Consider the following 25,696-nt stretch of genomic DNA (forward strand, 5'->3'; position numbering starts at 1 on the left):
ACAAACAGAGTTGGAGGCAATCTGTATGAAAGACACTTTTCAAGAAAGATCGATTGCTTTATATTGCCGCGTTTCTACGGACGAACAAGCTCGGGAAGGGGTTTCGCTCGATGAACAACAAGAACGGTTAAAAGCTTACTGCCGGGCAATGGGTTGGAATGAGGAACCACTACTTTTTATAGATGACGGTTATTCTGCTAAAAATCTTGATCGTCCGGAGTTAAACCGTTTATTACAGGAAGTAAAAAAAGGTACGATTTCAAAAATATTAGTCACGAAATTGGACCGTTTGAGCCGACGACTATTGGATCTTTTGAAATTAATTGATATGTTCCAGGAGCATAACGTTTCATTTATTTCGATTAGTGAATCGTTTGACACCAATACTCCATCCGGTCGTCTCACCTTACAGGTTTTAGGTGCGGTTGCTGAGTTTGAACGAGAACGAATTCGGGAACGTGTTTTTGAAAACATGCTGCACGCAGCCAGACAAGGAAAATGGTTAACACAAAGCCCTTACGGTTATCGGTTACAGAATAAAGAGTTGGTTATTTATGAACCGGAAGCACAAATCGTTCGAAACGTTTATGATTGGTACCTTAATAAAGGGCTCGGCTACTATGCGATTGCTAAAAAGCTAAATGAAGAAGGAATACCTTCTCGTCAGAAAAAAGAATGGTCGATTCGGGCTATTAAACTAATGCTTACGAATCCCGTATATAAAGGAACCCTGGTTTGGAACCGCATGGATTCCAGTAAATCGAAGCGGGTAAAAAAAGATGACGCTGATTGGGTTGTCCTTGAAGACGCTTGTCCAGCTATTATTGATCAAGCTACATGGGAACAAGTACAAAAAAGAGTAAATAAAAAACAAATGGCACCTCGAGCACAGACAAGTCCGCATTTGCTTGGTGGACTATTAAAATGCGGCAGATGTGGTTCAGGAATGAGCATTGGTTGGTCAGGTTCAGCGAAAAATCGCTATCGCGTTTACCGTTGTTCCGCTAACAAAAACAAAGGAACGTGTACAAGCAAACAGTACCGCGCTGACGATGTGGAATCATGGTTTAAACATGGGTTATTAAAGTTAGCCGATTCGATTAACTCCCAAATGATTCCTCATCTTATTCAAAAGGCTGCTGAAAACGAAGAGAGCACAATCGAGCAAAAAATTCGAACCGCTAAAAACCGTTATAAACGAAAAGTGGAAGCGTACACTGCAGGACTCATTGAATTAGAAGATTTAAATGAAGAAAAAAAGCGGATGGAACAAATCATTGCAGAAGTTCAAAAAACGGAAAATGCTTCTTCGGTGGATGTAAAAAAGCTTGAGGCAATGGTGAAAGAAAAAATGAACAATGTGATCGATGCAATCGATGTTTTACCAGTCCCGGAAGCAAAATCATTAATTAAAACGATTGTTGAAAAAGTGATTTTACTTGATGAAAAGGATATTGAAATCGTATTAAACATTCAGTAAATGGAGTTGACAGCATGAAACCGATCACCTTACGCCAATTGCTCGATACTAATCAATTTCAGAATCTGCTTCATCTAAAAAAAGAACTGATCTCTTACAAAAATTCGGGTGTCATTTTTTATAAAGAAGTGATGAGTTCGCTTGAAATCGACACGCCATTCGAGTTGTATTTTGTGTTGTCAAAAGGAGGAATTGAATACGAGAACGCATTCCCGATGCCAATTAATTTTTACAGAGAGTATTTAACATATAACCGTCCTCTAGAGTACCTTGCGTTTTTTTATCAAGAATACTACGGAACAAAAAACATCCCATCCGACCGATTTTTTCAAACATTAAACGTTTTTCAAGCCAAAAAATATGTTTGGTTTTACAACTCACGAGAGGACGGTAAGTATGGATTGGGTACCGTTTGATACATCACTAGAAAAACATCCCAATAAAGCTTTGATCACCTATATGGCAAGACAGTTTGATATCGAACCGGTACTGATGCACCACTTGTTTATTCACGGCATCGACAATTGCGAAAAAGTATCACGATTCATATTTCCGACCATAGATGATTTTCATGATCCATTTCTGATGAATGACATGAAAAAAGCGATTATACGCATTATTAAAGCCTTGACGCAAAAAGAAAAGATTTTCATTTATGGTGATTATGATGTAGATGGAATGACAGCAACGGCTATCCTGTACAAAGCTTTAAAGAAATTTAAAGCAGATGTCCATTATCGATTGCCACTTCGCAGTGAAGGGTACGGTTTGTCCCCGAAAGCAATGGAAAAAGTTCCGGAAGACACCACTTTAATTATTACAGTAGACAATGGATCAAGTGCCCACCCTGCCATGGAAGTGGCAAAAAGAAGAGGCATGGATGTCATTGTTACGGATCATCACGAAGTTTTAGGTCCGCATCCCGACTGTTATGCGTTTATTAATCCAAAGCGTCATGACAACACTTATCCTTTCCCGCATCTGGCAGGTGCGGGAGTCGCTTTAAAAGTCGTACAGGCACTATTTATGGCAGGAAAAATTCCTTGGGATAAACATGTTTACGAATTTATTGAGTTTGCCACGTTAGGTACGATTGCGGATCTAATGCCTCTCAAAGGAGAAAATCGTATTATTTGTAAACTTGGATTGCAAAAAATGAACTATACACCAACCCCTGTATTAAAAAAACTCTTTGAGATGTTACGAATTAAATATGTCGATAGTTCCACCATTAGCTTTCAAATTGGACCGATTTTTAACTCGTCGGGACGAATTGGTGATCCAAACCAAGCTGTGGATATCCTAGTCAACCCTTTATGTGCAAAAGCCGATCTTTATTCATTAATTACTTTAAATAAAAAGCGGCAACAAATGACAAAAGAACAATTCCAACGTATTGAGGAACAAATTATTCAAAATCAATGGTACAAACAAAATGTTATTGTTGTTTGCGATGATTTTCACAGCGGAATTATCGGTCTCATTGCTGCAAAAATAGCCAATAAATTCAAAAAGCCAGCGATTGTGATTTCCTTGACAGGAGCCGGTTCTGCCAGAAGTGTAAATGCGACGGATTTTTCCATGATTAATGTGATTAAGAAATGCTCCCATTTCTTAACCAAATACGGTGGTCATCGAGCCGCTGCTGGTTTTTCGATTAAACCCGATTTTGATCATATTCATGCTTTTAGAGAAGCGATTCAACTAGCAGCCTTAGACGAACCGCCACTAACTCCAAAATTAAAATATATTAGTACAATTCCCTTACATCAGTTCCCTATGCATATTTTTGATGACTTAGGCGTTTTAGAACCATTCGGAATGTCATTTCCAAAGCCGTTGTTTTATTGCTCACCGCTGGTAATCAAGCAATTCCAAGTATTCGGAAAAAACAATGAACATTTAAAATTAATAACAAATGATAAAAAAGCCATTGCCTTCTTTAAAGGAGCAATGGCAAACAAACTCCAACAACAATCGTTAGCTGAATGTCTTTACACTCCTAGCTGTCCGATAAAAAAAGATTTTTTAATTCATGATCTTCGTTTCATCCAATAACAAAAGAGCCTTGGAAAAAGTTAAATACAATTAACAAAATATACTGTTTTTTGCAGAGGAGGACATAACCCACAACGAGGGGCTGTACATTGACAGAATGGTATATGGAAATAACACAATTGTATTTGGATCTAACTCTAGTGGCAGATTTATTTTGGTTCGCTATGAATCCGAGAATAATCTGCCACTTTTATATATACAAAGTGATTACATAATATAAAATTCATAATCAGTCTATACCTACAACTGGACTGCGACGCTCAAGCAATACCACATCACGCCATACCCCATTTAACTTTCCTATACGTTGTCGGATACCAACTTCACGAAATCCAACACTTTGATGTAAACGTAAACTTGGTATGTTTTCAGGGAAAATCCCTGCTGTTAATGTCCAAAATCCTTTTGCCTCGGATTCTTTGATCATAGCTTGTAGAAGTTTTTTTCCCACTCCTTTTCCCCGACTCACATCTCGAACATACACACTCACCTCTCCCACCCCTTCATACACGCAGCGATCCGATACTTTACTTATCTTACACCAGCCTTGAATGCCTTCTTCGTTTTCAGCGACCAAACATAAATTTGCGGCAATGGTCGATTCCCATTTTTCAAACGATGGTGCTGTCGTTTCAAACGTTGCTTGTCCTGTCGCAATTCCTTGCTCGTAAATTTCCCTCACTTGCATCCAATCCTCTTTGCGAAAGCTACGAATGTTCATATGAAAAATCCCTCCTTATTTTCATACAGAAAAGGCACTAGGAATCGCCTAATGCCTTTTCCATGTAACATTAGCAACACTCACGCTTTTCTTCCCCAACGAGTTCCGATCTGTTACACCACATTTTTTAAGGTTTCATTGCTTTAATGATCGCAGAAACAATGTAATCCTCGATGTTCGCTCCAGGCACCCAATCTTTGATAAACTCCTTCGATTCATCTTTTGGTTCAATGGTGATCTGTGTGAATCCACTCTGTTGTAACATGGATTCCAGTTCACCAATCGATGCTGCTCCTGATACGCAGCCCGAATACAAGACATCCATATTGTTTTTGATTTCCGATGGAAGTTCTGCCGTCGCCACAACGTCGGAAATGACAAGGCGCCCTCCTGGTTTCAGCACACGATAGGCTTCCTTGAACACCTGGGGCTTATCTGGAGAAAGATTAATGACGCAATTGGAAATAATGACATCCACCGAACCATCTGCCACCGGTAAATATTCGATTTCTCCTAACCGAAATTCAGTATTGGTAAAGCCACCCTTGGCAGCATTGTTGCGTGCTTTGCTGATCATTTCTGGTGTCATATCCACACCAATGACGCGCCCGGTTTCTCCGACCTGACGAGCAGCTAAAAAGCAATCGAAACCGGCACCACAACCAAGATCCAACACCACATCTCCGGGGTTCAATTCCGCAATTGCTAGCGGGTTGCCGCAACCAAGTCCAAGATTAGCTCCTTCTGGCACGGCAGATAATTCCTCATCCGAGTATCCTAGTTTTGCTGATACCTCATTAGGTGTACCACAACATCCGGAAGAGTCTGAACAACAGCTTCTAGAATTTACTTCCTGCAGCGCAATTTGCTTATAGCGGCTGCGGACATTTTGCCGGATTTGATCGTTATTAACGTGATTCATAAGTTATCACTCCTTAAATGATATAGAATAAAAATCCTGATAACGTTGCCATCGTCATGACAGAACCTACAAACGCAAAGACCAGCTTCTTTCTAAAGATACTGTGTAATCATGTGATCTCCGGTAAGCTTGCCCCTGCTGAGCTAACCATCGGCGCCATAACAGGTCCTAATGCCATGCCTTTTGCAATCAACATTTGTGAAATGGGAATCATCGTGAAAAGGCGGATATACAAAGGAATTCCGATGATTGCTGCAAGTGGAACAAGCCACCACTTATCACCCCCCATATAGGTTGAAATCCATTCTGTCAGTACAGCACCATGAATAATGGCTTCAATGCCTGCACCCAAAAGCAAATATGGATAAACCGTTTTTATTAAGTGAAAGGTCTCCTGTAAAGCTTCTCTCATGTTTCGTTTCTTTCCGATCTCTACTTCTCCTTTTTTTACTCCGAGTGTCGCAGCCATGAGTGTCAATATGATTGGATCGAGCACAGGAGAATCAAAGAGAAAAATCATCACAATACCGAAACGGACCTTCTGGTTTAAAAGCGATACGACAACTGGGATCGTAGAACATGAGCAAAACGCAAACGCGACAGCAACCAATGCTCCGAATAACGGATGGCGCTTTGTTAACAAACTTTGCATTTTATCATAAGGAATATATCCTTACTGAAAAGTGAATGACGAACGAAATAGCCAAAAACAAAAGAGTTAATTCTAACGCAATATAAGAGAAAGTCTTGAAAAATCGCTATGCTCATTGATTATCTCTCCTTATTTTATTTGCAAATTACAACTATATGTTTAACAAACAGGCAAGCCTAGATATACTTGCCTCAAAATAACGGTTTATAACATACACTTGATTTTGCCATACACTCATTCAACAATTTAATCGAACGAATCACGGTTTCTTTCTCAAATTCCGTCATATGTGAAAACACTTCTTCTAGATATCGATTTATTTCTCGATCAATGGTTGTTGCGATAAACTTTCCTTCGGTGGTTAACGATAACGTGTATACTCTTCGATCTTCAGGAAGCGGCGTTTTTTTTACTAATCCCTTTTTCACTAAATTTTGAATCTGTCTGCTGAACGTGGTAATATCCATTCCTAATGCTTCAGCCACTTGTTGCATGGAGGGATGTTCTCTTTTGTCAATTTCATAAAGAATATGGCTTTGAACGAGAGAAATATCTACATCATCAATCGAACAGCAATTTTTATTTAGCAATCCAAAACGACGTGTCATCACTTGAAACAACTCTCTAATGTTTTCCATTTTTTCACCTCTATAATTATTTATATCACATTATTTGCATATTGCAACTTTTTAATTTAGAAAATAGAATAAAATTTCACCAATTTTTATCATGATTTCCCCTCCTGTAAAATCAGCCGAGAAGATTCTTCTCGGCTGTCATTTAGTCTTATTCGCCTGTTTCAGCAAATTTTTTGATGCGCGCGCCGATTTCATCGCGAACACGACGGAATACAGCTAATTTTTCCTCCTCCGTTCCTTCCGCCTTTGCCGGATCATCAAATCCCCAATGAACACGTTTCACATTTGGTGGGGTTACTGGACAATGGTCCGCTGCATGACCACATAATGTTACTACCAAATCCGCTTTATTTAAAATTTCCGGATCAATGATATCCGATGTCTGGTTCGAAATATCAATTCCTACTTCTTTCATGACTTTTACCGCGTTTGGATTTAGTCCATGCGCTTCAATACCGGCGCTGTACACTTCCCACTCGTCGCCAAGATATTTTTTTGCCCATCCTTCTGCCATTTGGCTGCGGCAAGAGTTACCTGTGCATAAGAAGTAAATGATCTTTTTGTTTTTCATGTTTCCTTCCACCTCTGTTGTTAGTATGATACTGATTCTGTTTTAAAGTATTTTCGTTGAAACCATAGTGCCACGTTGACTAACGCAATCATGACAGGCACTTCCACCAGTGGTCCAATAACAGCTGCAAATGCTGCACCAGAATGGATCCCAAACACGCCAACAGCTACGGCAATCGCTAACTCAAAGTTATTACTGCCGGCTGTAAAGGCAAGTGTTGTGGTTACAGGGTAGCTCGCTCCAAATTTCCTCCCTAAGAAGAAGGAAACGAAGAACATCAACACAAAGTAAATCAACAATGGAATGGCAACTCTCACTACATCCAACGGCAAGCTTACAATGACGTCTCCTTTTAAAGAGAACATGACGATAATCGTAAACAACAAAGAAATCAATGTAATCGGGCTGATTTTTGGAATAAATACTTTTTCATACCATTGTCTGCCCTTTGCTTTTACCAACAAAAAGCGCGTCAACATTCCGCCAAGAAACGGAATTCCTAAGTAAATGAACACCGACTTAGCGACTTCCATCATTGTAATATTAACGACAGCACCTTCTAGTCCTAACCATTCTGGAATGATCGTCACAAACACATACGCATAAACAGAGTAAAATAGCATTTGGAATACAGAGTTAAACGCCACCAATCCAGCTGCGTACTCCCTGTCTCCTTTCGCTAAATCATTCCAGACAATCACCATCGCAATACAACGTGCCAGACCGATCATGATGAGTCCGACCATGTATTCCGGTTTATCCGGTAAGAATATGATCGCCAACAAAAACATAAGAATCGGTCCAATAATCCAGTTTTGTACGAGCGATAACACTAATACTTTCACATCTTTAAAGACGCGCCCAATCTCCTCATAACGAACTTTTGCTAACGGAGGATACATCATTAAAATTAAGCCAATCGCAATTGGAATTGATGTGGTCCCTACCTGCAAACTGTTCATTCCGTCTACAAAGCCTGGAAAGACAAATCCTAAGCCAATTCCTGCTGCCATAGCAAGGAAAATCCAAAGCGTGAGGTATCGATCCAAAAACGATAGACGTTTTTTCCCCGTATTATTCATTTTTTCCCCCCTAATAATTTAAATTAGTAGATTAGTAGGTTAACAACCGCAACGGAGCGTAGGGTTGGTTTCCTCAATCTTACGAATATTCTCTGTTTGATCTGGAATATGTTGCAGAATATCTTGGATGAAATCATATAACTCATTTTGTGAATTGAGGGAATAATAAATCCACTGTCCCCTCTTATCTTCTTTTACTAATCCTGCATCTTTTAACTTGCGAAGATGCTGACTAATAGCCGGCTGACTCATGTCAAACACCTCAAGAAGCTCGCATACACAACACTCACGTTGTTTTAAAATTGCCATGATCGTTAAACGTGTTTTATCACCAAGCAACTTTAAAACGTGTGATGCTTTTTCTATTTCCACTACTGTCTTTTGCATGGAAACACCTCCTATTCTTTTATGATTATATAGTTATTTACTTATATATATGAGCGAAAATGAAATATGATACTCCTAAATCCCTTTATTTGCAATTTTGTTCCTCTCACACTAAATAATGATGTCACATCTTTCATATCCACGAAATGGATATGGTAGTATAACCATACTTACTCTTCCCTTTAATAAGTATATAACTACATACTTATATAAAACAAGAGAAAAAAACGACTTTAACATAATCTTTACAAATTCAAACGAAAGTGTGAAATTCGGAAGTAAACTTGCCTTATCTTGTCTCCATTTGTTGTTATTCTTCAGAACGAGAGATTCTCCTCCTCGTCATAAATTTCTTTTATTTGTTTCGGTTCGTTTGTTAACTCCATTTCAAATCCTTATTTATTTGATAAGTAAAAAAGACTAACGACTCGAGTCGTTAGCTAACACTGTTTCGTCAACTGAATTCAGGATTTGTTCTAATTTGGTTCGGATCGCGTTTTTAAGCATGGATCTTAAATTTTTTTTATACTTCTTCTTAGTCAATGGACAAATATATTCTCCATCATCAATAACCTCGTTTTTTAACTCTCCATCTTCATTGAAAAACAACGTATATATTTCGTTGATTAGTTTATTTTCTTGCTGTATGTAGTTTATTGTTTCACTTTTGTATCCCTTGATCACTTTTTCGAAAATCATTTTAAAATCTTCAATAGACATCTCTTTCTTTAATTTGCGTTCCATTGTTTTTGGTGTTTCATTACTACTTTCTTGTTGATTTTTCTTTTCTAATTCTTGATACATCTCATCCATTTGCTCATATAAACCGATTAAAAAAGCATTTTCTTCTTCCAGTTTTTGAACTTTAACCGTTAATTCAGTGATTTGCTCGTAAACCAAGTTCAACTCATCCTGCATATTAATGAGTTGATTTTCTAATTGATTCTTCTCCTCCATGAGCTGTTTCATTAATTCTTCCGAGTGAGTGCTATCACCTTTAACTTCTTCAGAATCCAATTTATTATGCTTTTCACGATGGTCATTCGCCAACATTGAAAAAGAGTTTTCTACATACCATTCATAAACTCCCATTACTTCAGGCAAACCTGGTCTCTGTTCTTCAATAAACTCGAATAAATCATCGTGATAAATTCGCCAACCCTCCTTTCGATTTGCCGAACGTTCTGCTTTAATCTTTCCTTCTCTGATCCAACGAGTAACCATTTGAATTGAGTCAGTAATGTAATATTCCTGAAGTATTTTTAGTGCTTGGTGAACATTATATACTTCCATCTCCTTCTCCCCCGCTCAAAATTATTTAAAATAAAAATATGTTGGTAATGTTATACCTATGACATTACCTAAGTAATTTTAGGAAAATAAGAAATGCTTGGCTTTAAGCGCCAAGCATTTTTATTAAAATCCCATTTAATTAATTAAGATCTCTAAAATTTAGGTCATTTGTTTTGTTAGTTTTGACTGTTTTTAATCAGGGCTTTGTTAAATTTCAATGTTGATTTTTAAACCACACAAAAAGACCGAAATAAATTCGGTCTTTTTGTGTGTCTTCTTCAACTATTGCATTATTCTTTCACATTTAGCAATCGCATGCTGTTTAATGTTACGATTAATGTTGCTCCCATATCCGCAAATATCGCTAACCATAACGTTAACCAACCAGGTACAATTAACAATAACGCCAGCACCTTAATGCCCAAAGAGAAGGTAATGTTTTGCTTAATAATTGCTAAAGCCTTGCGGCTCAATTTAATCGTATATGGCAATTTACTTAAATCATCAGACATTAAAGCAATATCGGCTGTTTCAAGGGCTGTATCGGTTCCAGCACCACCCATTGCCACACCAACGGTTGAAGCTGCAAGAGCTGGTGCATCGTTCACACCATCTCCAACCATCGCAACACTTCGATACTTGTCGCGAAGCTCTTTGATGAAATTCAGTTTATCTTCTGGAAGTAAATCGGCTTTAATATCGGAAACACCGACTTGTTTTCCGATGGCTTCGGCTGTTCTTTGGTTATCTCCCGTCAGCATCACCGTTTTTTCAATACCCACTTGATGAAGTTTTCGAATAACCTCTTTGGATGATTCTCTTATTTCGTCTGCCACGGCAATTAACGCCAGAATTTCTTTTTCCGTTCCTAATGCCATGACCGTTTTCCCTTGTATTTGAAGGGTTGTAATTTGTTCTTTTATTTCTGATTGGATGCCATTTGGAAGAAGTTCTTCAAAAAGACCTGGACTTCCGACATAATACATTGCGTTATTTACTTTGGCTTTGACCCCTTTACCTGTAATGGATTGGAATTCTTCAACCGATACATCATTAAAATTCAATCCATCTTCTTCTGCTTTTCTTATAATGGCGGAAGCAAGTGGATGTTGTGAGCCTTTTTCAATGGCTGCTGTAATGGTCATTAGTTCATTTTCATCGCCATTATAAGTGACTACATCGGTGACGGAAGGAATACCTTTTGTTAATGTTCCTGTTTTATCAAAAGCAATCACTTTTAAGTTTCCTGCTTCCTCTAAATAAATACCACCTTTAATTAACACACCGTTTTTCGCTGCATTTCCAATGGCAGTTACAATCGAAACAGGCGTGGAAATAACCAACGCACACGGACAACCAACCACTAATACAGCTAGACCTCGATAAATCCATTCGCTCCAATCAGCACCCATAAATAATGGAGGAATAACGGCTAGTAAAAGAGCAAAAATGATAATGGCTGGTGTATAGTATTTGGCAAAACGATCTACAAACGCTTGAGAAGGTGCTCGTTCTGCTTGAGCTTCTTCCACTAAATGGATGATTTTCGAAAGAGTTGTATCTTCCACTCGTTTTGTCACTTTTACTTCCAATAACCCTTCTTCATTCAATGTTCCTGCAAAGACTTCATCACCGACTGTTTTGGTTACTGGAACACTTTCTCCCGTAATGGCAGCCTGATTTAGCGTAGATGTACCCTTGATGACGATTCCATCCATCGCTAATTTCTGACCAGGCTTTACGATCATAATATCCCCGACTTGAATATCGTCAACAGGGACCATCATTTCTTCATTTCCGCGACGAATTAATGCTTCTTTTGGAGCAATATCCATCAACGATTCAATGGATTGACGAGCTTTATCCATGGAATAACGCTCTAAGGCTTCGCTAATGGCGAATAGAATAACAACCGTTGCACCTTCTCCCCATTCACCAATCGCTGCAGCTCCTAAAATCGCCACTGTCATCAGCGTATTCATATCAAAATTCAATCGAACTAGGTTTTTGAAACCTTTTATAAATAACGAATATCCACCGATTAAAATTGCTGCAGCATATCCAATTGTCGCAAAGATATGCTCTTCTCCGTATTGCTTCCCTAAAAACCAACTGATCACAAGCAAAACGGCGGAAATATACACTTTAATGTTCTCTTTTTGCTTCCAAAAAGGTTCACGCTTGACTGATTTTTCTTTATCTTCCCGAACCTTTAAGTTTTCAAAAGCTCCTGCTTTTTCTAATTCTTCGATGGTTGTTGTACCCCAAACGGTAATTTTAGATGCTCCAAAGTTTACTTTAGCATCTTGAACACCTGGCAATGCTTTTACGTTATTTTCAAACTTTGCTGCACAGTTTGCACAAGTAAATCCTTGAACACGGTAGGTTTTCACTTCTGATTTAGATAATTTTGCTTGTTGTTCAGACATGGACTTTCACCTCTTTCTCATGTGCTAACGCAATCATGATTAACTGCTTAATATGGTCATCATCCAGCGAATAAAATGCTAGCTTTCCTTCTTTTCGATACTTTACAATCCCTTGTTTATAAAGAGTCCGTAAATGATGGGAAGTGGTTGCAACAGAAGCCCCAATGATATTGGCAATATCACATACACATAACTCTTCATCTTGGCAAAGTGAATAGGCAATTTTTGCCCTATTTTCATCTGCCAGTGCTTTAAACAACAGGACAACACTGGATATATCTTCTTTTTGCAATTCCCCTTGTATTCGATTGACTTTTTCTTCGTCATAACAATAAATTTCACATGTATCTTTCTTACTCATTCATTATCCCCCTTTCATATTCAAATTTCCGTTTGAATATATTATACCTCATTTCTTTTATTATTCAAACATTTATTTGAATGAAAAACAAAAAAGAATTGGATGTAAAAAATCAACCTAATATTTACCAGGCATTTCATTTAATTAGCTACATCAAAAAATTCTATTAGCTAAAAACAATAAACCTCATTATCCGCAAAAAGATAATGAGGTTTACTATTTCTTAACCAAAGAATGTTTGGAACAATAAATATGCGTTTAAGCTGATAATCACCATCGCTACCATCCAAGCAAGAACTTTCAACCATAATGGATTTGCGAACTCGCCCATTTTCTTTTTATCGCTAGTGAATTGAACGAGAGGCACTACCGCGAAAGAGAGCTGTAAAGAAAGAATAACTTGGCTCAAAATAAGTAATTGAGCCGTTCCGCTTTCGCCATAAAGAGCAGTTACAACAACGGCTGGGACAATGGCAATCAATCGAGTGATCAGCCTTCTTAACCAAGCAGGAAGGCGAATGTTTAGAAAACCTTCCATCACAATTTGACCAGCTAAGGTTCCTGTTAATGTGGAGTTTTGACCAGAAGCCAACAAAGCAACTCCAAATAAAATACTTCCAAGTGTTGTTCCAAGCAGTGGAGCAAGCAAGTGATAAGCATCTTCAATCTCCGCAACATCTTTCATTCCTGCTTTATGGAATGTAGCAGCAGAAACAATAAGGATAGATGCATTAATAAATAAAGCGAAAAAGAGTGCAATGGTTGAATCCCAAGTGGCATATTTGATCACTTGTCGTTTACCCGAGCTGGTTTGTTCGTATTGACGTGTCTGCACAATGGAAGAATGCAGATAAAGATTATGAGGCATTACGGTTGCACCTAAAATACCGATTGCAATATAGAGCATGGATGGATTGTTAATAATCTCTGGGCTTGGAACAAATCCCTTCAATATGCCACCTACATCTGGCTTAGAAAGAAAGATTTCAGTCACAAAGCAAGCACCAATGGTTAGAATTAAAACAATTACCAACGTTTCAATATAACGAAACCCTTTATTCTGTAATAGCAATACGACCAGTACATCCAGAGCTGTAATAATCACTCCATATATTAACGGAATGCCAAACAACAATTTCAAAGCGATTGCCGAACCGATCACTTCGGCTAGATCACAAGCTGCGATTGCCAACTCGCATAAAACCCATAAGATCATTGCTACAGGCTTGCTGTAATGGTCGCGACAAGCTTGGGCTAAATCCCTTCCCGTTACAATTCCCAACTTGCCAGCCAATGCTTGAAGCAATATTGCCATTAAATTGGAAAGCAAAATAACGGAAAGCAACGTGTATCCGAACTGGGAACCTCCTGCGATATCAGTCGCCCAGTTTCCCGGGTCCATATACCCCACGGCAACTAAGTATCCTGGTCCAGCAAACGCAAGAAACTTTTTCATCCAAGAACCCGTTTTTGGTATACGCAAACTTCTATATACTTCGGGCAATGTTGGTTGTGTCCGTTTCTTTCTCCAACCTTCCTCAACGACTAACGGCAGTTTTTTTCTATTTTCACTCATGATGATCACCTCATGATTGGTTTTCGCTAAATATTTTGCATTAAGGAAACTTTTGGGGTAAAAAAATTTGCTCCTACAACTTAGAATTAGATATATGTAAGAGCAAAGAAAATGTTGCCTAAATAAATTGTACATCAGAAACTTTTTTAGTCAATGGAAACTTTTATCGTTTGTTAGTTTAAGATCGCTAAAATATTGAACAAGGTACTGACCTTGTTCAAACCATTTAATGATATTTGAAGCTTATGTTTGAATGAATACTCTCCCACTTACGCTAAGCTTAGAAGGGCTATAAAAAGTTCTAACCACAACATTGCAAGCACCTTCAATGGTTTAAAATATCATTTATCAAATACTCTGCATCGGCACCCACTCCTCCAATAAGAGCAGATCCCCTTCGATACTGCCACGGCAATCCCAAGAAGTACAATCCTTTCACAGAAGTTACCCCTCTTTGGTGAATGGGCTTTCCTCTATGGTCTAAAACATTCGGAATTTGAATCCAACTGTAATCAGAATAAAATCCAGTTGCCCAAATGACATTTTGAACTTGAATTTGACTGTTATCTGCAAAAGAAATAACATCTCCTAAAATACTTTCTGTTCTGGGTTTAATTTTAATTTTGCCTTCTTGTATTAAATGTTTCAGTTCTTTACCGAAAATAGGGTCACTTTGCTTACTGATAAACTGACCTAACGAGCTGTTGATATGGACATTTAATAAACCTAATTTTTTAAACCACCAGAAAATACTTTTACCCATTATTTCAAGTGGAAAGAACTTCATTTTATGACCTACAGATAAATAAACTTCTCTGTCTTCGGACAATTCAACAGCAATTTGTGCCCCTGAATTTCCCGCACCGACTACCAAAACAGAGCCTTCTTGTAATTGAGATGGATTCAAATAACGGGATGTATGCACTTGATACACTTTATCGGATAAGCTTTCTGCAAATGGTGGAATGTATGGCTTTTGGAAAGGACCCGTTGCTACAACCACTTTCTCTGCCACATAATTACCATTATTGGTTGTAACTTTAAAAATCTCATCTTCTTTTTGAAGGGAAATGACTTCTGTGTTCAGATGAATAGGTAATTCAAATTTTTGAGCATAATCCTCTAAATAATCGGCAATTTCATCCTTGGTTGGATATCCGTTCGGGTCACCCTTTAAAGCCATTCCTGGCAAAGAACTGAACCAGCGAGGAGTAAAAAGAACTAAGGAATCATATCGGTTTCTCCAAACATCTCCGATTCGATTTTCCTTGCCAACAATGGCAAACAATATATTATTTTGTTTCAGATAATATCCCATCGCTAGTCCTGCCTGACTAGCACCGATAACCAGAACATCAACGATGTGTTGCATTTTATCACCTTTCTTCTGAAAAGGATTAAACTTTCATTTCCCCGTGATGGATTTGAGAGGTTTCAATTTGAATGGTTGCATGCTGAATTTTAAAGTGGTCCTCAATAAAATGGATCGCTTCTTGTAAAACCTTTTGGCTGTCTTGATGATCTTCAATCAAAATATGGCAACTTAATGAGTCTAACCCTGAAGTAATTGTCCAAATATGAAGGTCGTGAACGTTAATCACTCCTTCAATACTTTCTAAGGCTTTTTTCACTTCATTTTGGTCAATGGTAATTGGCGTTCCTTCCATCAAAATGTGAACCGTATGTTTAATCACTCCCCAAGCGCCTTTCAAGATTAATAAGGCAACCAAAATGGAAATAATGGGGTCAGCGACATACCAACTAAAGAGCCACATGACAAGCCCAGCGATGATAGCACCTACGGAACCCAAAGCGTCACCGATCACATGAAGATAGGCACTACGCAGATTGACATTATTTTTTACATCCCCTTTTTTCATTAACGCCCAGGCACTTAAAAGATTGGCAAAAAGTCCAATGGACGCAATCAGCATCATAGAGCCGCTAGCTACGGTTGGTGGGTTGTAAAAACGCTGAATAGCCTCCCATACGATAAACCCAGCGATAACAAACAAGGTAACTCCATTAAATAAAGCGGCTAAAATTTCAAAACGATAAAAGCCATACGTTTTATTTGGGGAAGCTGGTTTGGTGGCAAACCAAATTGCAACTAAGCTAAGAACAAGTGAACTGGCATCACTAAGCATATGACCAGAGTCAGAAAGAAGGGCTAGGCTGTTTGTGATTAAACCTCCAAAAAACTCTAATAACATAATTCCAGCGGTAATGAGAAGGGCAATCGTAAGCCCTTTTTTATTACCTTCTCTGCCGTGGTCGTGGTGATGGTGTCCGTGGTGATGGTGATGACCATGGTGGTCGTGAGAATGATGGTGGTGATGATGCACGATAAAATTGCCTCCTTAATGATGTTCAGCATGGTCAATGGCTTGTTTTAATAATGAAATAACGTGTTCGTCATCGCAGGAGTAAAACAGTGTTTTTCCTTCACGGCGATACTTAACCAGTCTCAGATTTCGTAACATACTAAGCTGATGGGAAACGGCTGATTGAGACATTTCCAACACTTCTGCAATGTGATTGACATTGCACTCTTCTTGCGATAACAAATAAAGAATTTTGATTCTTGTTGGATCAGATAATACCTTAAATATTTACGATACATTTTCAATGGTTTCAGATTTTAAGAAAGAATGGTCTTCTGTCTTCATGATGATTTCCCTCACCTTATTTATTATATATGAGCATATGTTCATATGTATGTATCATATTTTACATTCATTTTTTTGTCAAGTTTAGGAAATGTTTTTAATGAAAATGTATGATTTAGCTCATAATGAATGGAAGGAGGCTGATGATATGGGACACAATCATAATCATTCCCACGTACCGGATAACAAAAAGGGATTAATGATCGCTCTTCTTATTACTTCGGGGATAACGGTTTTGGAGTTCTTTGGCGGACTATTGACGAATAGCCTAGCATTATTATCAGACGCAGGGCATATGTTAAGCGATATTGGCTCTCTAGCTTTGAGCTTAGTCGCTATGTGGTTCGCCGCAAGACCACCTTCTCCACGAAAAACATACGGTTTTTACCGATTTGAAATACTGGCAGCTCTGTTGAATGGACTGCTCTTATTCGTCATTGCGGGATTTATTTCTTACGAAGCTTATAAACGTTTTTTTGAACCTCCAACAGTCTCAAGTGGTACAATGATGCTCATTGCTACCATTGGATTGTTGGCAAACATGACTAGCGCATTTATTTTAACAAAAAAGAGTGATACCAAAGAAAATGTAAATGTGCGAAGTGCCTATTTGCATATTATCTCTGATGCATTAGGTGCAGTTGGGGCAATCGTGGCAGGGATTGTAATGTACTTCTTCGGCTGGTATGTGGCTGACCCCATCATCAGTGTTGTCGTGTCGCTATTAATCCTAAAAAGCGCTTGGGGTGTAGTAAGCAGCTCCTTCCACATCCTGATGGAAGGAACGCCGATTACCATTGATATGGAGAAAGTAAAGCAAACGCTTCAGTCCATTGAGGGGGTAAAAGATGTTCACGATTTACACGTCTGGACAATCACCTCTGGGTTGGATTCGCTCAGTTGCCATTTGCTCATCGATGATACCAAGGATAGTCAGGACATTTTGAAACAGTCTATCCAACGGATTGAAGAAGAATTTCACATCTTGCATACGACCATTCAAGTGGAAAAATCGGACTTGCAACATGCCGATTTAAGGGTATAAAAAGGACAGCAGTGAGCTGTCCTTTAAAATATCAGCACATCTTTTGTAAATTCTTCTTCAAGTTCCCGTATGACGTTATCCTCATTACTTGTTTGTTGTATTTGTTCCTCTTTTTTTTCTGTTTCTTTCTTGTCTTTATCCCTGTTCATTAGAAACCTCCGTATGAATGCAGTTTATCGATCGATTCAAAATGACCGCTTTTTATTGTTCGTTTTGGGTTTCATTTTTAGCATCCTCCTTGTTACGTTCTGTATACCATATCATCCCCACATTTTAGTTGTGTCACATCCGCTTTCATATTTTTAGCGATGTCTTGTGATATGACAAGAAAAAAGACGTTCCAAAACTGTTTTAAGTTTGAACGCCAATTTGCTTGTCATTTTAATCTTTCCACCTCTTAACTGAACCCGTTATTTTATGTCGGTCTTTTTTCTTTTCCATCTTGAACTATCGATTCCCGTTAGTGCAATAGGTGACTTCATGATGTAAAGATTCATCTTTTTTAGGTGGGATTTTTTATAATGACATATCCCCCATGGGGGGATATTATTATTTAAGGAGGGATTAGTATGAGTGAAAAAAATCGTGAACATAGTCATCGACACAATCATGAACATAAATACCGAAAACAAGTTATTAACCGATTAGCAAGAATCGAAGGACACGTTAGAGCTATTAAGGAAATGGCTGCTGAAGGGCGTGATTGTCCAGATATTCTTTTGCAAATTGCAGCAGTTAGAAAAGCTTTGGATAGCACGGCAAAAGTGATCTTTGCAGACCATATGGAAAGTTGTCTTGTTGATGCCGTACACCAAGGCAATGAAGATCAAGTATTAAACGATTTAAAAAAAGCTTTAGATAATTTCATACGTTAGGAAGTGATTGGTATGCTTTCAGAACGCATTATTCAGGAGCAAACAACCAAACAAAAGATTTCCATGATCATTTCCTTGGCTGTTCCAGCCATGATTGAAAATATTCTCCAAACTGTGGTTGGTTTTGTCGATACTCTTTTTGTTTCTAAACTCGGATTAAATGAAGTCACCGCAGTTGGTGTGGCTAATGCTGTCTTAGCTGTATATATCGCGGTTTTTATGGCAATCGGAGTAGGTACGTCCTCGCTTGTTGCTCGTTATATAGGAGCCGGGGATTTTGAAAAGGCAAAGGCTGTAGCAAAACAATCAACTTGGATTTCTTCTATAGCAGGCTTATTATTGGGTATTATTACTTTATTGTTTGCTGAACCACTACTTCGAATAATGGGTGCGGAACCCAATGTTTTGGCTGATGGAACCGTTTATTTTCGTATTGTTGCGGGACCATCCATTTTCATTTCCCTTATGTTTATTTTTGGAAGTATTTTAAGAGCTGCTGGGGATACAAAAACACCAATGAAAGTTAGTTGGTGGATTAATTTTATTCATATTGCATTAGATTACATCCTCATATTCGGACTATGGTTTAATGGGTTTGGGGTTGCCGGTGCAGCTTGGGCAACGGTAATTGTTCGTATTCTAGGTGCAATCGCTCTTTATTATTACATTAAAAAGTCCAAAGTTTCTTTCTCGATTTTTGGCGGTACGTCAAGTAAATCATTTACTTCTCCAATTTTAAAGTTATCTGGACCGGCAGCAGCAGAAAGGCTTATTATGCGTTTGGGTCAGGTACTCTATTTTGGATTGATTGTCCGAATCGGTACCGAAACCTATGCCGCTCATACAATTGCAGGAAATATTGAAACCTTTTCTTATATGCCGGGTTATGGCTTAGCTGTAGCTGCTACGACATTGGTAGGGCAAAGCATTGGGGCTAAACTTGAAAAAGAAGCTTATAAATACGGAATGCTAACCACAGGAATTGCCGTAGGGTTTATGTCCTTCGTCGGAATTATATTGTTTTTCTTTTCACCTTGGTTCGCAGCTTGGTTTACCACAGATAAAAACGCAATCGATATGGTGACTACGGCATTAAGAATTGATGCATTTGCTCAACCAGCGTTGGCTGTTGGCTTAGTTTTAGCAGGTGCTTTACAGGGGGCAGGAGATACCAAAAGTCCAATGTACAGTACAGCTATAGGAATGTGGATCATTCGTGTTGTAGGTGTTTATATATTGGGAATTCAATTAGGAATGGGTATAGTTGGTGTTTGGTTATCGATAGCTATAGATTTATTTGTTCGTGCCATCTTTTTGTTCTTTATGTTTAAAAAGCGAATGTTTTATCTATCTAATCAAGGAGAATATCAGCACTAATCAAATAAATGGGGGAAAGGTTCTATCGAAAATCTTTACCCCAAAAAAACTATACCTATAATGGAACATTATTGCCAGTTAGTCATCCTTAGAGCGAGCTTCACCACAGATGATGGGAGTTCATTCGTCTTTCCATGGAAAACAACCATGCTTTTAACAGAGCCTACAGAAAAAATAAGTAAAATGAAACCAATACAAAACCGATTATAGCTATGATAACGCAGTATATTTTTGTAGATGTGCGTAAAGCTGTTCCGAAAATCTCTTTTCCCGTCACGGAAAGCATGACCCCCATCGCCAACGCGATAATCATTGCTACTAGCCAAGGGACCCCCATTCCATAATTGCTTCCTATGAAGGCTCCAACTCCTACGGGGGCGGAGGCTATGGTTGCCCCAAGTATGATGCTGAGAATTCCAAACCCAGCCATCAGCAAGGGAGTAAAAACAGCAATACCTTCTGGAATATTGTGAAGCATAATCGCAGTCATCATTGGTTTAGTCAATGAATCGTGAGTATTGGCTCCAAGTGCGATGCCTGTTGGAAAATTGTGTAGGGCAATACTGAATGTTAAAAATAGACCAGAATGTACAAATAAGTCTTTTTTAGCGTCATTGGTAATAATGATCACATGATGAGAAACCTTTTCTAGATGCTTATAAATAAAATAACCAAAAATCAATCCGACAATAGCAATAAACCAACCTCCAATTTCTATGCTTTCAGGCAAAATTTCCATCGTGACCAGTCCAAATATCATACCACTACATACTGAAAAAATGGTTGGCGTTCCTTTTTGCCAGCCTTTAAACAACCAAGCAATCACTCCGCCAGATAACATTCCAATAGCAGAAGCAGAAAACCCTAAAAGCCAAAGTGAGTTCATCCATCATCCCCCTTGTACTAAGTTGTCTTTACTTTTATATCTGCCAAACTTATAAAATATGCCTTAAGAAAACAAAAAATCCTCCACCGTGGGAGGATTGTAAAGCCTTCGTTTTCGGAAAAGTGAGGTTTGTTTATTATAAAGGCATTGGAGTTTTAGTTGGTTTTGCGTAACCTTCTTTGTACTTTTCATCAATGTAATGGCGAATTTCCTTTATAGACTTACCTTCTTGTTTCATTTTAATGGATTCCGCTGCGATTTGTAAGCAAACACCACAACGAGTACCGTGGTCATCCCAGACAACAGAACCATCTTTATTGATTTTTTTGACAAAGCAATTCATACTACTTTTATGTCCCGCACTCTCGGCACAACCGCAATAACAAGGAATCCATTGTAACAACTCTATTGATTTGCCAGCAGCTTGATATACCAAGCGGACCTCTTCACTTTGACCTTTCAAAAAGGTCGGTAAAACGTCAGCAGAAGCAGTTTTTTCTTGCAAATCCCCATTGGAAGAATACTCTTGATGTGATTGTTCTTTATTGGAACTGCAAGCCGAAATGATCAAAGTGAGCAGAAGTAAAACAATCATTCCCTTATATTTCATCCTTGTCACCTCTTATAACATTAGACATGACTAATATATCATAAGGGGCGGACATATTCAGCGTAATAATAAATTGTTCAAAATATTGTCAATTTATAAAGCTAAATCAACATATTATATTAGTCAACTATAATATGATCAGTTATAATAGGTACCGTCAAGAATTTTGTGTAATGCAAGATAGATAGGGTATCTCTGAAATGGATTTGGAATGGATAGGGGACTAGTTTCCTCCACACGAGGGACTGAATATTCAGTCTATTGCGCAGAAAGGGAGAATCCCCTTATCGTATTGGTTTGATATTTACATTATTTGGTTAATTGTAACGTTCTTCAAACATTCGCTCGAGGGCTTCCTGTGCTTCGGCAAATCCTCTTAACTTTCGCCCTGCCCATTTCTCATTAAAATCTTGGATGGTCAAATACACGACTTTTTCCGCGGCTTCTAAACTGCTCAAACTGTTCATCGGCTTTAGACGTTTCCGAATCTCTTTGATCGTTCGTTCAATGGCATTGGTTGTATAAATCACACTTCGAATACTGCTCGGATAGTCCATAAAGGTGAGAAGGACATCCAACTCATTTGCCCACGATTGGACTTCCCTTGGGTATTTGTGAGACCATTTGGATTGAAACTGTTGAAACATCTCCAATGCGATTTCTTTATTCGGAGAACGATAAATGAGTTTCAGGTCCTCCGCCATTTCGAATTGATCTTTTTTCCGAACACAACGGAGATAGCAGCCGTTTCTCCTATTCGGTGTTCGAGCCTGTTCGATTTCGAGGAAATGTTTGATTTCTTCCCTCATAATCAGCTCTAATTTTTCTTTCACAAATTGACGAATAACACTTTCCAGTTGATTTGCCCAGTCGACATTCGGTATACTTCTTTTAGACATAGGTAGGGTTCTCCTTTCTCTAAGATTTTTGGTCCAATCAGAGAATACCCTACCTTTTTTCTTTTGTTCTAGCAAAATGTTTTACACAAACTTTTATACATCATCGAGAAATTTGTCTAATAACAATAAACCAGCATTAGGAATCCAATATCCTAATGCTGGTTAAAAAGAGATCGTGTCATATATGCTTGTTTCGGATGATTTACTTGCTCCGGATATAGCAGTTCTAACTTTCCTTCCTTAAGCAATCGTGAAATGTACTTTTTGCGAAGAGGATCCATCTGCCTATTCAGTAATTCACTTAATTCTTTGAGCGTTAACGGCTTAATTGCACAAAGATTTAAAATGATCTCATCCATTTCGGAAGGATGTAATCTCTTTTTCTTTCTTGCCAATTCAGAAATATCCAATAGCACTTTTTCATGATCTTTTGTTTGTTCGTTTTCGTTAGGTCCGGAGTTAGCAGCGTTAGGTCCGGAGTTATTAGCACTAGGTCCGGAGCTTATTCGATTATATCTGGAGTTCCCTATAGACTTTTGATAAAACATTTCCGTTAGCTTATATTTTGTACCTCTTCCTTGTCCATTTGGTTCTAAATATCCTTTTTCCACCAGTCCGGATAATAATTTGCTTATTTCATCACTCTTTTTATCTGTCAGGCTTTGCAATCTCGTATTGGTCACATAATTTTCTTGATGTGCTGTCACTAAAATTAATACTTCATCATTGGTTAACCATTTATACTGTTTCCCAAGAACTGCTTTTAGAAAATCGACGCTTTCCTGCGGTAACAATGAAGTTGTTCGTAACGTAAGAATTGTGCGATCCGGCTGAAATTCTTCGATTAATTCCGGGGCAGTCCAATGTTGTTCTTTCCACGCCAAATGAATATTCTCAATCCCTGATCCTGCTCGTTCACCGAGCCCAATTAACATAAACATTTTAAAAATGGTTGGATTTCTCGGATCGCTTATTTCACCTTTTAGTGCTTGTTGCAAAGGAATCCGAAGAACACCCGGGTTAGAAAATCGAAATAACATCTTTTCCTTTTCGACAACAATTCCGCGTTGCCCGTAGTAATCGGCATGAGCCAACGTATTAACTAAAGCCTCACGAAGAGCAGCATGCACCCTTGTATCATCCTTGCGAAAAAGCCCCTCCATTTGAAAAGGAATGTTTAAATCATCCGTTAGTCTACGGATCACTTTGAAATAAAAATCATACAAATTCCCCGACCAAGTGCCATCGGAAGAAATAATCCGATCTGTCCATCTATCTCCTGGCACATCCGAACTCTTTTCCCGATATTCCAAAAAATACTGCGGTAAATACTCTGTAATACTGCGCTCTTCCCCAAACATGAGCAACCCGGCTAATGTTAGCCCTTCCTCGTTGGTTTCGCGTAGCCTTCCCAAAGCTCCAATTTTATATAAAAATTCCTTCAGTTCTAAACCATTCCAAGGATGATCTGGTTTCAAAGAAGAAAAGCGATTTCGATAACTTCTCACCGATTCCATATTCAAATCATTTAAACCGTAATTGGGAAGAACTTTGCTGTCTTGAGGAATTGGCGACTGGTCCGCTATCATTCGTTGTACTTCTTCCTTAGTACATTTATAATCCCCTTCATAATTGCGGCGATATGTACCTGTAAAAGGATTATGACCAATATAAATTGGCTTGTCCTCACGTGAAGCCCTTGGAACATAAATTTTCACGATTTCTTTCCCATCAACTTCAACAATTTCTACATTTCGATCCACTAAGATATTTTTGCTAATTCTTTGTGGATTATTAATTCCGTCCCAAAAGTCTTTAACTAACTTTTTTGCATCAACATGGACTGGGAAAAACTCTTGTCCTTTTTGCTCGACCCCAAGCAAAATAATACCGCCATTTGTATTTGCAAAAGCAGAATACGTTTCCCAAACATCTTTCGGCAGACCACCTTTGGCTGCTTTACATTCCAATTCGGCATTTTCCCCATCGTCTATAATACGTAACAAATCCTTTGCGTCCATTCCGCCATATATCCCCTTTAAATTTCTAATATTATTTACTACAAATTATTTGACAAAGAAAAGAAACAATCCTTTTAACATTTAACAAATTATACAATTTCCCATTTGTCAAAGAAATCTATGGTTAACCAAAATGTATTACAAACGTTATTTTAGCATGATCACTAAACATTATCGAACCATGCAGCAAACCATTAATCAAATGTGCAATATTTAAACATTTTAACATCAAGAAAATAAAAAAATCACTTTCGTATACAAGTGATTTCTCATTTACATATTTAAGCTCCTTTGCGAAACGAAGCCCAGCCTTCGTTCATGATTTTCGTCTCGAGCTGCGGCCAGAAATACAACATTTCTTCGCGCATCATCGTCAAAATGTCGCGCTGCCAGTCCTCCAGCTCACGGCTGTATTCTTCAATGAACAACAGCACATCTTTTTCCGGCTGCGGCGGAAACTTGCGCCGTTTTTTGCGCGGCGGCGTTTTTGGCTTGTTTCGCTCATCAAGCGACCAGAGATCGTCATACGGCGTTGGCGTTTTCGCCTCCTCTTCTTCTTCATACACTTCCGTATCTTCCCACGTCCACGACAGCTTCGGACGCAAGAGCGAGGGATCGATATGCTCTTGAATCGCCAAGACGGCGTCTAAAAATTTCTCCACTTCCAGTTTTCCGTATTGATGTTCGTAATGCTTGATTCGCTCTGCTGTCGCCGCCATGCTTTCCACCATATCGCGCTTTGTGTTGCTGAAGCGGACGTTGTTTTTGAAAAAGTCGCTGTGCGCCAACACATGGGCGACGATCAGTTTGTTTTGGATCAGCGTATTCGTATCAAGCAAAAACGCGTAGCAAGGGTCCGAGTTGATGACGAGTTCGTAAATTTTGCTTAATCCTAAGTCGTAGTGCAGTTTCATTTTGTAAAACTGTTTGCCAAAGCTCCAATGGGAAAATCGCGTTGGCATGCCGTAGGCGCCAAACGTGTAAATAATGTCCGCGGGGCAAATTTCATAGCGCATTGGATAAAAATCAAGGCCAAATCCTTCGGCAATTTCCGTAATCTCCGCAATCGCCCGCTCCAGCTCTTTCAGCTCGTCCTGCCGCATCCAATTCCCCCCTTTTCTTCTTACCACAATGTATGAGGGAA

The 25,696-nt window shown here is 38.6% G+C and carries 24 protein-coding genes and 2 pseudogenes; 6 read left to right on the top strand and 20 right to left on the bottom strand.

The genetic code is table 11. The features are described 5' to 3' along the window. Window positions 1-25 precede the first annotated feature (25 nt). The 3 genes from B4113_RS05440 to recJ are packed head-to-tail and all read left to right on the top strand — an operon-like array spanning window position 26 to window position 3,538. A complete protein-coding gene (locus B4113_RS05440) occupies window positions 26-1,480 on the top strand; it encodes a recombinase family protein (RefSeq protein ID WP_061912290.1) in 1,455 nt (484 codons plus the stop codon). Between the two features lie 14 nt (window positions 1,481-1,494). Beyond that, window positions 1,495-1,896, top strand: coding sequence for a hypothetical protein (locus tag B4113_RS05445; RefSeq protein ID WP_021322496.1), 402 nt, complete (start codon window positions 1,495-1,497; stop codon window positions 1,894-1,896). After that, entirely contained in the window at window positions 1,877-3,538 is a 1,662-nt protein-coding gene (recJ, locus tag B4113_RS05450) for a single-stranded-DNA-specific exonuclease RecJ (protein WP_011230098.1), read from the top strand. Before B4113_RS05445 ends, recJ begins: the two co-directional genes overlap by 20 nt. A 229-nt stretch (window positions 3,539-3,767) precedes the next feature. On the opposite strand, the gene B4113_RS05455 is transcribed toward recJ, so the two are convergent. The 14 genes and pseudogenes from B4113_RS05455 to B4113_RS18560 form a co-directional block, all read right to left on the bottom strand. Further along, entirely contained in the window at window positions 3,768-4,259 is a 492-nt protein-coding gene (locus B4113_RS05455; RefSeq protein WP_061912291.1) for a GNAT family N-acetyltransferase, read from the bottom strand. Window positions 4,260-4,386: 127 nt separating this feature from the next. Then, a complete protein-coding gene (locus tag B4113_RS05460) occupies window positions 4,387-5,181 on the bottom strand; it encodes an arsenite methyltransferase (RefSeq protein WP_011230096.1) in 795 nt (264 codons plus the stop codon). Window positions 5,182-5,194: 13 nt separating this feature from the next. Beyond that, window positions 5,195-5,915 (bottom strand): annotated as a pseudogene (locus tag B4113_RS05465) (permease). Between the two features lie 109 nt (window positions 5,916-6,024). Then, on the bottom strand, window positions 6,025-6,471 hold the full coding sequence (locus B4113_RS05470; protein WP_061912292.1) for a MarR family winged helix-turn-helix transcriptional regulator: 447 nt from the start codon (window positions 6,469-6,471) through the stop codon (window positions 6,025-6,027). A 148-nt stretch (window positions 6,472-6,619) separates the two neighbouring features. Then, window positions 6,620-7,042, bottom strand: a complete 423-nt coding sequence (arsC, locus tag B4113_RS05475; protein WP_011230093.1) for an arsenate reductase (thioredoxin) — start codon at window positions 7,040-7,042, stop codon at window positions 6,620-6,622. Window positions 7,043-7,062: 20 nt separating this feature from the next. Beyond that, window positions 7,063-8,124 carry an ACR3 family arsenite efflux transporter gene (arsB, locus tag B4113_RS05480; RefSeq protein WP_061912293.1) on the bottom strand — a complete coding sequence of 354 codons (1,062 nt, stop codon included), beginning with the start codon at window positions 8,122-8,124 and terminating at the stop codon, window positions 7,063-7,065. A gap of 39 nt (window positions 8,125-8,163) precedes the next feature. After that, window positions 8,164-8,511, bottom strand: a complete 348-nt coding sequence (locus tag B4113_RS05485) for a metalloregulator ArsR/SmtB family transcription factor (protein ID WP_011230091.1) — start codon at window positions 8,509-8,511, stop codon at window positions 8,164-8,166. A 420-nt stretch (window positions 8,512-8,931) separates the two neighbouring features. Continuing rightward, complete coding sequence (locus B4113_RS05490) at window positions 8,932-9,804, bottom strand: DNA-binding protein (protein WP_011230090.1); 873 nt, start codon at window positions 9,802-9,804, stop codon at window positions 8,932-8,934. A gap of 290 nt (window positions 9,805-10,094) precedes the next feature. Beyond that, the gene (locus tag B4113_RS05495) at window positions 10,095-12,233 is read right to left on the bottom strand and encodes a heavy metal translocating P-type ATPase (RefSeq protein ID WP_061912294.1); all 2,139 of its coding nucleotides are present in this window, start codon (window positions 12,231-12,233) and stop codon (window positions 10,095-10,097) included. After that, window positions 12,226-12,594, bottom strand: a complete 369-nt coding sequence (locus tag B4113_RS05500; RefSeq protein WP_015863926.1) for a metalloregulator ArsR/SmtB family transcription factor — start codon at window positions 12,592-12,594, stop codon at window positions 12,226-12,228. The genes B4113_RS05495 and B4113_RS05500 overlap by 8 nt, the downstream gene beginning before the upstream one ends. 223 nt (window positions 12,595-12,817) lie before the next feature. Then, entirely contained in the window at window positions 12,818-14,170 is a 1,353-nt protein-coding gene (locus tag B4113_RS05505) for an Nramp family divalent metal transporter (protein ID WP_082799299.1), read from the bottom strand. Between the two features lie 325 nt (window positions 14,171-14,495). Further along, window positions 14,496-15,542, bottom strand: coding sequence for an NAD(P)/FAD-dependent oxidoreductase (locus B4113_RS05510; RefSeq protein WP_011230086.1), 1,047 nt, complete (start codon window positions 15,540-15,542; stop codon window positions 14,496-14,498). Window positions 15,543-15,567: 25 nt separating this feature from the next. After that, window positions 15,568-16,518, bottom strand: coding sequence for a cation diffusion facilitator family transporter (locus B4113_RS05515; RefSeq protein ID WP_025039323.1), 951 nt, complete (start codon window positions 16,516-16,518; stop codon window positions 15,568-15,570). A 12-nt stretch (window positions 16,519-16,530) separates the two neighbouring features. After that, the gene (locus tag B4113_RS18560) at window positions 16,531-16,782 is read right to left on the bottom strand and encodes a metalloregulator ArsR/SmtB family transcription factor (RefSeq protein WP_223810962.1); all 252 of its coding nucleotides are present in this window, start codon (window positions 16,780-16,782) and stop codon (window positions 16,531-16,533) included. 148 nt (window positions 16,783-16,930) lie between these two features. On the opposite strand from B4113_RS18560, the gene B4113_RS05520 reads away from it, so the two are divergent. Then, entirely contained in the window at window positions 16,931-17,884 is a 954-nt protein-coding gene (locus B4113_RS05520) for a cation diffusion facilitator family transporter (protein ID WP_020279752.1), read from the top strand. A gap of 23 nt (window positions 17,885-17,907) precedes the next feature. Here the strand turns inward: B4113_RS05520 and B4113_RS20920 are convergent, their stop codons facing one another. Beyond that, window positions 17,908-18,033 (bottom strand): hypothetical protein, encoded by a 126-nt coding sequence (locus tag B4113_RS20920; protein ID WP_020279753.1) that lies wholly within the window; start codon window positions 18,031-18,033, stop codon window positions 17,908-17,910. A 420-nt stretch (window positions 18,034-18,453) separates the two neighbouring features. On the opposite strand from B4113_RS20920, the gene B4113_RS05525 reads away from it, so the two are divergent. Continuing rightward, complete coding sequence (locus B4113_RS05525) at window positions 18,454-18,759, top strand: metal-sensing transcriptional repressor (protein WP_020754474.1); 306 nt, start codon at window positions 18,454-18,456, stop codon at window positions 18,757-18,759. Between the two features lie 12 nt (window positions 18,760-18,771). Beyond that, complete coding sequence (locus B4113_RS05530) at window positions 18,772-20,136, top strand: MATE family efflux transporter (protein WP_061912295.1); 1,365 nt, start codon at window positions 18,772-18,774, stop codon at window positions 20,134-20,136. Window positions 20,137-20,299: 163 nt separating this feature from the next. Here the strand turns inward: B4113_RS05530 and B4113_RS05535 are convergent, their stop codons facing one another. From B4113_RS05535 to B4113_RS05555, 5 genes and pseudogenes are all read right to left on the bottom strand, one after another. Beyond that, window positions 20,300-21,022: a ZIP family metal transporter gene (locus B4113_RS05535; protein WP_020754472.1), complete on the bottom strand. Its 723-nt coding sequence runs from the start codon at window positions 21,020-21,022 to the stop codon at window positions 20,300-20,302. A 136-nt stretch (window positions 21,023-21,158) separates the two neighbouring features. Continuing rightward, entirely contained in the window at window positions 21,159-21,632 is a 474-nt protein-coding gene (locus B4113_RS05540) for a PCYCGC domain-containing protein (RefSeq protein WP_061912296.1), read from the bottom strand. A 317-nt stretch (window positions 21,633-21,949) separates the two neighbouring features. Continuing rightward, complete coding sequence (locus tag B4113_RS05545; RefSeq protein WP_011230080.1) at window positions 21,950-22,531, bottom strand: transposase; 582 nt, start codon at window positions 22,529-22,531, stop codon at window positions 21,950-21,952. A 152-nt stretch (window positions 22,532-22,683) separates the two neighbouring features. After that, window positions 22,684-24,552, bottom strand: a complete 1,869-nt coding sequence (locus B4113_RS05550; RefSeq protein WP_061912297.1) for an RNA-binding domain-containing protein — start codon at window positions 24,550-24,552, stop codon at window positions 22,684-22,686. Window positions 24,553-24,848: 296 nt separating this feature from the next. Further along, a pseudogene (locus tag B4113_RS05555) lies at window positions 24,849-25,655 on the bottom strand (SpoVR family protein); the annotation flags it as partial. Window positions 25,656-25,696: the final 41 nt, after the last annotated feature.

It is taken from the genome of Geobacillus sp. B4113_201601 (assembly GCF_001587475.1).
Taxonomy (GTDB): domain Bacteria; phylum Bacillota; class Bacilli; order Bacillales; family Anoxybacillaceae; genus Geobacillus; species Geobacillus icigianus.

Bases quoted from the DNA above. Each gene is read 5' to 3' on its own strand.
- B4113_RS05445 (WP_021322496.1), top strand. From the start codon at position 1,495: ATGAAACCGATCACCTTACGCCAATTGCTCGATACTAATCAATTTCAG.
- B4113_RS05455 (WP_061912291.1), bottom strand. From the start codon at position 4,259: ATGAACATTCGTAGCTTTCGCAAAGAGGATTGGATGCAAGTGAGGGAA.
- B4113_RS05510 (WP_011230086.1), bottom strand. From the start codon at position 15,542: ATGCAACACATCGTTGATGTTCTGGTTATCGGTGCTAGTCAGGCAGGA.
- B4113_RS05490 (WP_011230090.1), bottom strand. From the start codon at position 9,804: ATGGAAGTATATAATGTTCACCAAGCACTAAAAATACTTCAGGAATAT.
- B4113_RS05520 (WP_020279752.1), top strand. From the start codon at position 16,931: ATGTTTTTAATGAAAATGTATGATTTAGCTCATAATGAATGGAAGGAG.
- B4113_RS05470 (WP_061912292.1), bottom strand. From the start codon at position 6,471: ATGGAAAACATTAGAGAGTTGTTTCAAGTGATGACACGTCGTTTTGGA.
- B4113_RS05545 (WP_011230080.1), bottom strand. From the start codon at position 22,531: ATGTCTAAAAGAAGTATACCGAATGTCGACTGGGCAAATCAACTGGAA.
- arsB (WP_061912293.1), bottom strand. From the start codon at position 8,124: ATGAATAATACGGGGAAAAAACGTCTATCGTTTTTGGATCGATACCTC.
- B4113_RS05460 (WP_011230096.1), bottom strand. From the start codon at position 5,181: ATGAATCACGTTAATAACGATCAAATCCGGCAAAATGTCCGCAGCCGC.
- B4113_RS05440 (WP_061912290.1), top strand. From the start codon at position 26: ATGAAAGACACTTTTCAAGAAAGATCGATTGCTTTATATTGCCGCGTT.
- B4113_RS05535 (WP_020754472.1), bottom strand. From the start codon at position 21,022: ATGAACTCACTTTGGCTTTTAGGGTTTTCTGCTTCTGCTATTGGAATG.
- B4113_RS05505 (WP_082799299.1), bottom strand. From the start codon at position 14,170: ATGAGTGAAAATAGAAAAAAACTGCCGTTAGTCGTTGAGGAAGGTTGG.
- arsC (WP_011230093.1), bottom strand. From the start codon at position 7,042: ATGAAAAACAAAAAGATCATTTACTTCTTATGCACAGGTAACTCTTGC.
- B4113_RS05485 (WP_011230091.1), bottom strand. From the start codon at position 8,511: ATGCAAAAGACAGTAGTGGAAATAGAAAAAGCATCACACGTTTTAAAG.
- B4113_RS05495 (WP_061912294.1), bottom strand. From the start codon at position 12,233: ATGTCTGAACAACAAGCAAAATTATCTAAATCAGAAGTGAAAACCTAC.
- recJ (WP_011230098.1), top strand. From the start codon at position 1,877: ATGGATTGGGTACCGTTTGATACATCACTAGAAAAACATCCCAATAAA.
- B4113_RS05500 (WP_015863926.1), bottom strand. From the start codon at position 12,594: ATGAGTAAGAAAGATACATGTGAAATTTATTGTTATGACGAAGAAAAA.
- B4113_RS05550 (WP_061912297.1), bottom strand. From the start codon at position 24,552: ATGGACGCAAAGGATTTGTTACGTATTATAGACGATGGGGAAAATGCC.
- B4113_RS05525 (WP_020754474.1), top strand. From the start codon at position 18,454: ATGAGTGAAAAAAATCGTGAACATAGTCATCGACACAATCATGAACAT.
- B4113_RS05530 (WP_061912295.1), top strand. From the start codon at position 18,772: ATGCTTTCAGAACGCATTATTCAGGAGCAAACAACCAAACAAAAGATT.
- B4113_RS05540 (WP_061912296.1), bottom strand. From the start codon at position 21,632: ATGAAATATAAGGGAATGATTGTTTTACTTCTGCTCACTTTGATCATT.
- B4113_RS20920 (WP_020279753.1), bottom strand. From the start codon at position 18,033: ATGAACAGGGATAAAGACAAGAAAGAAACAGAAAAAAAAGAGGAACAA.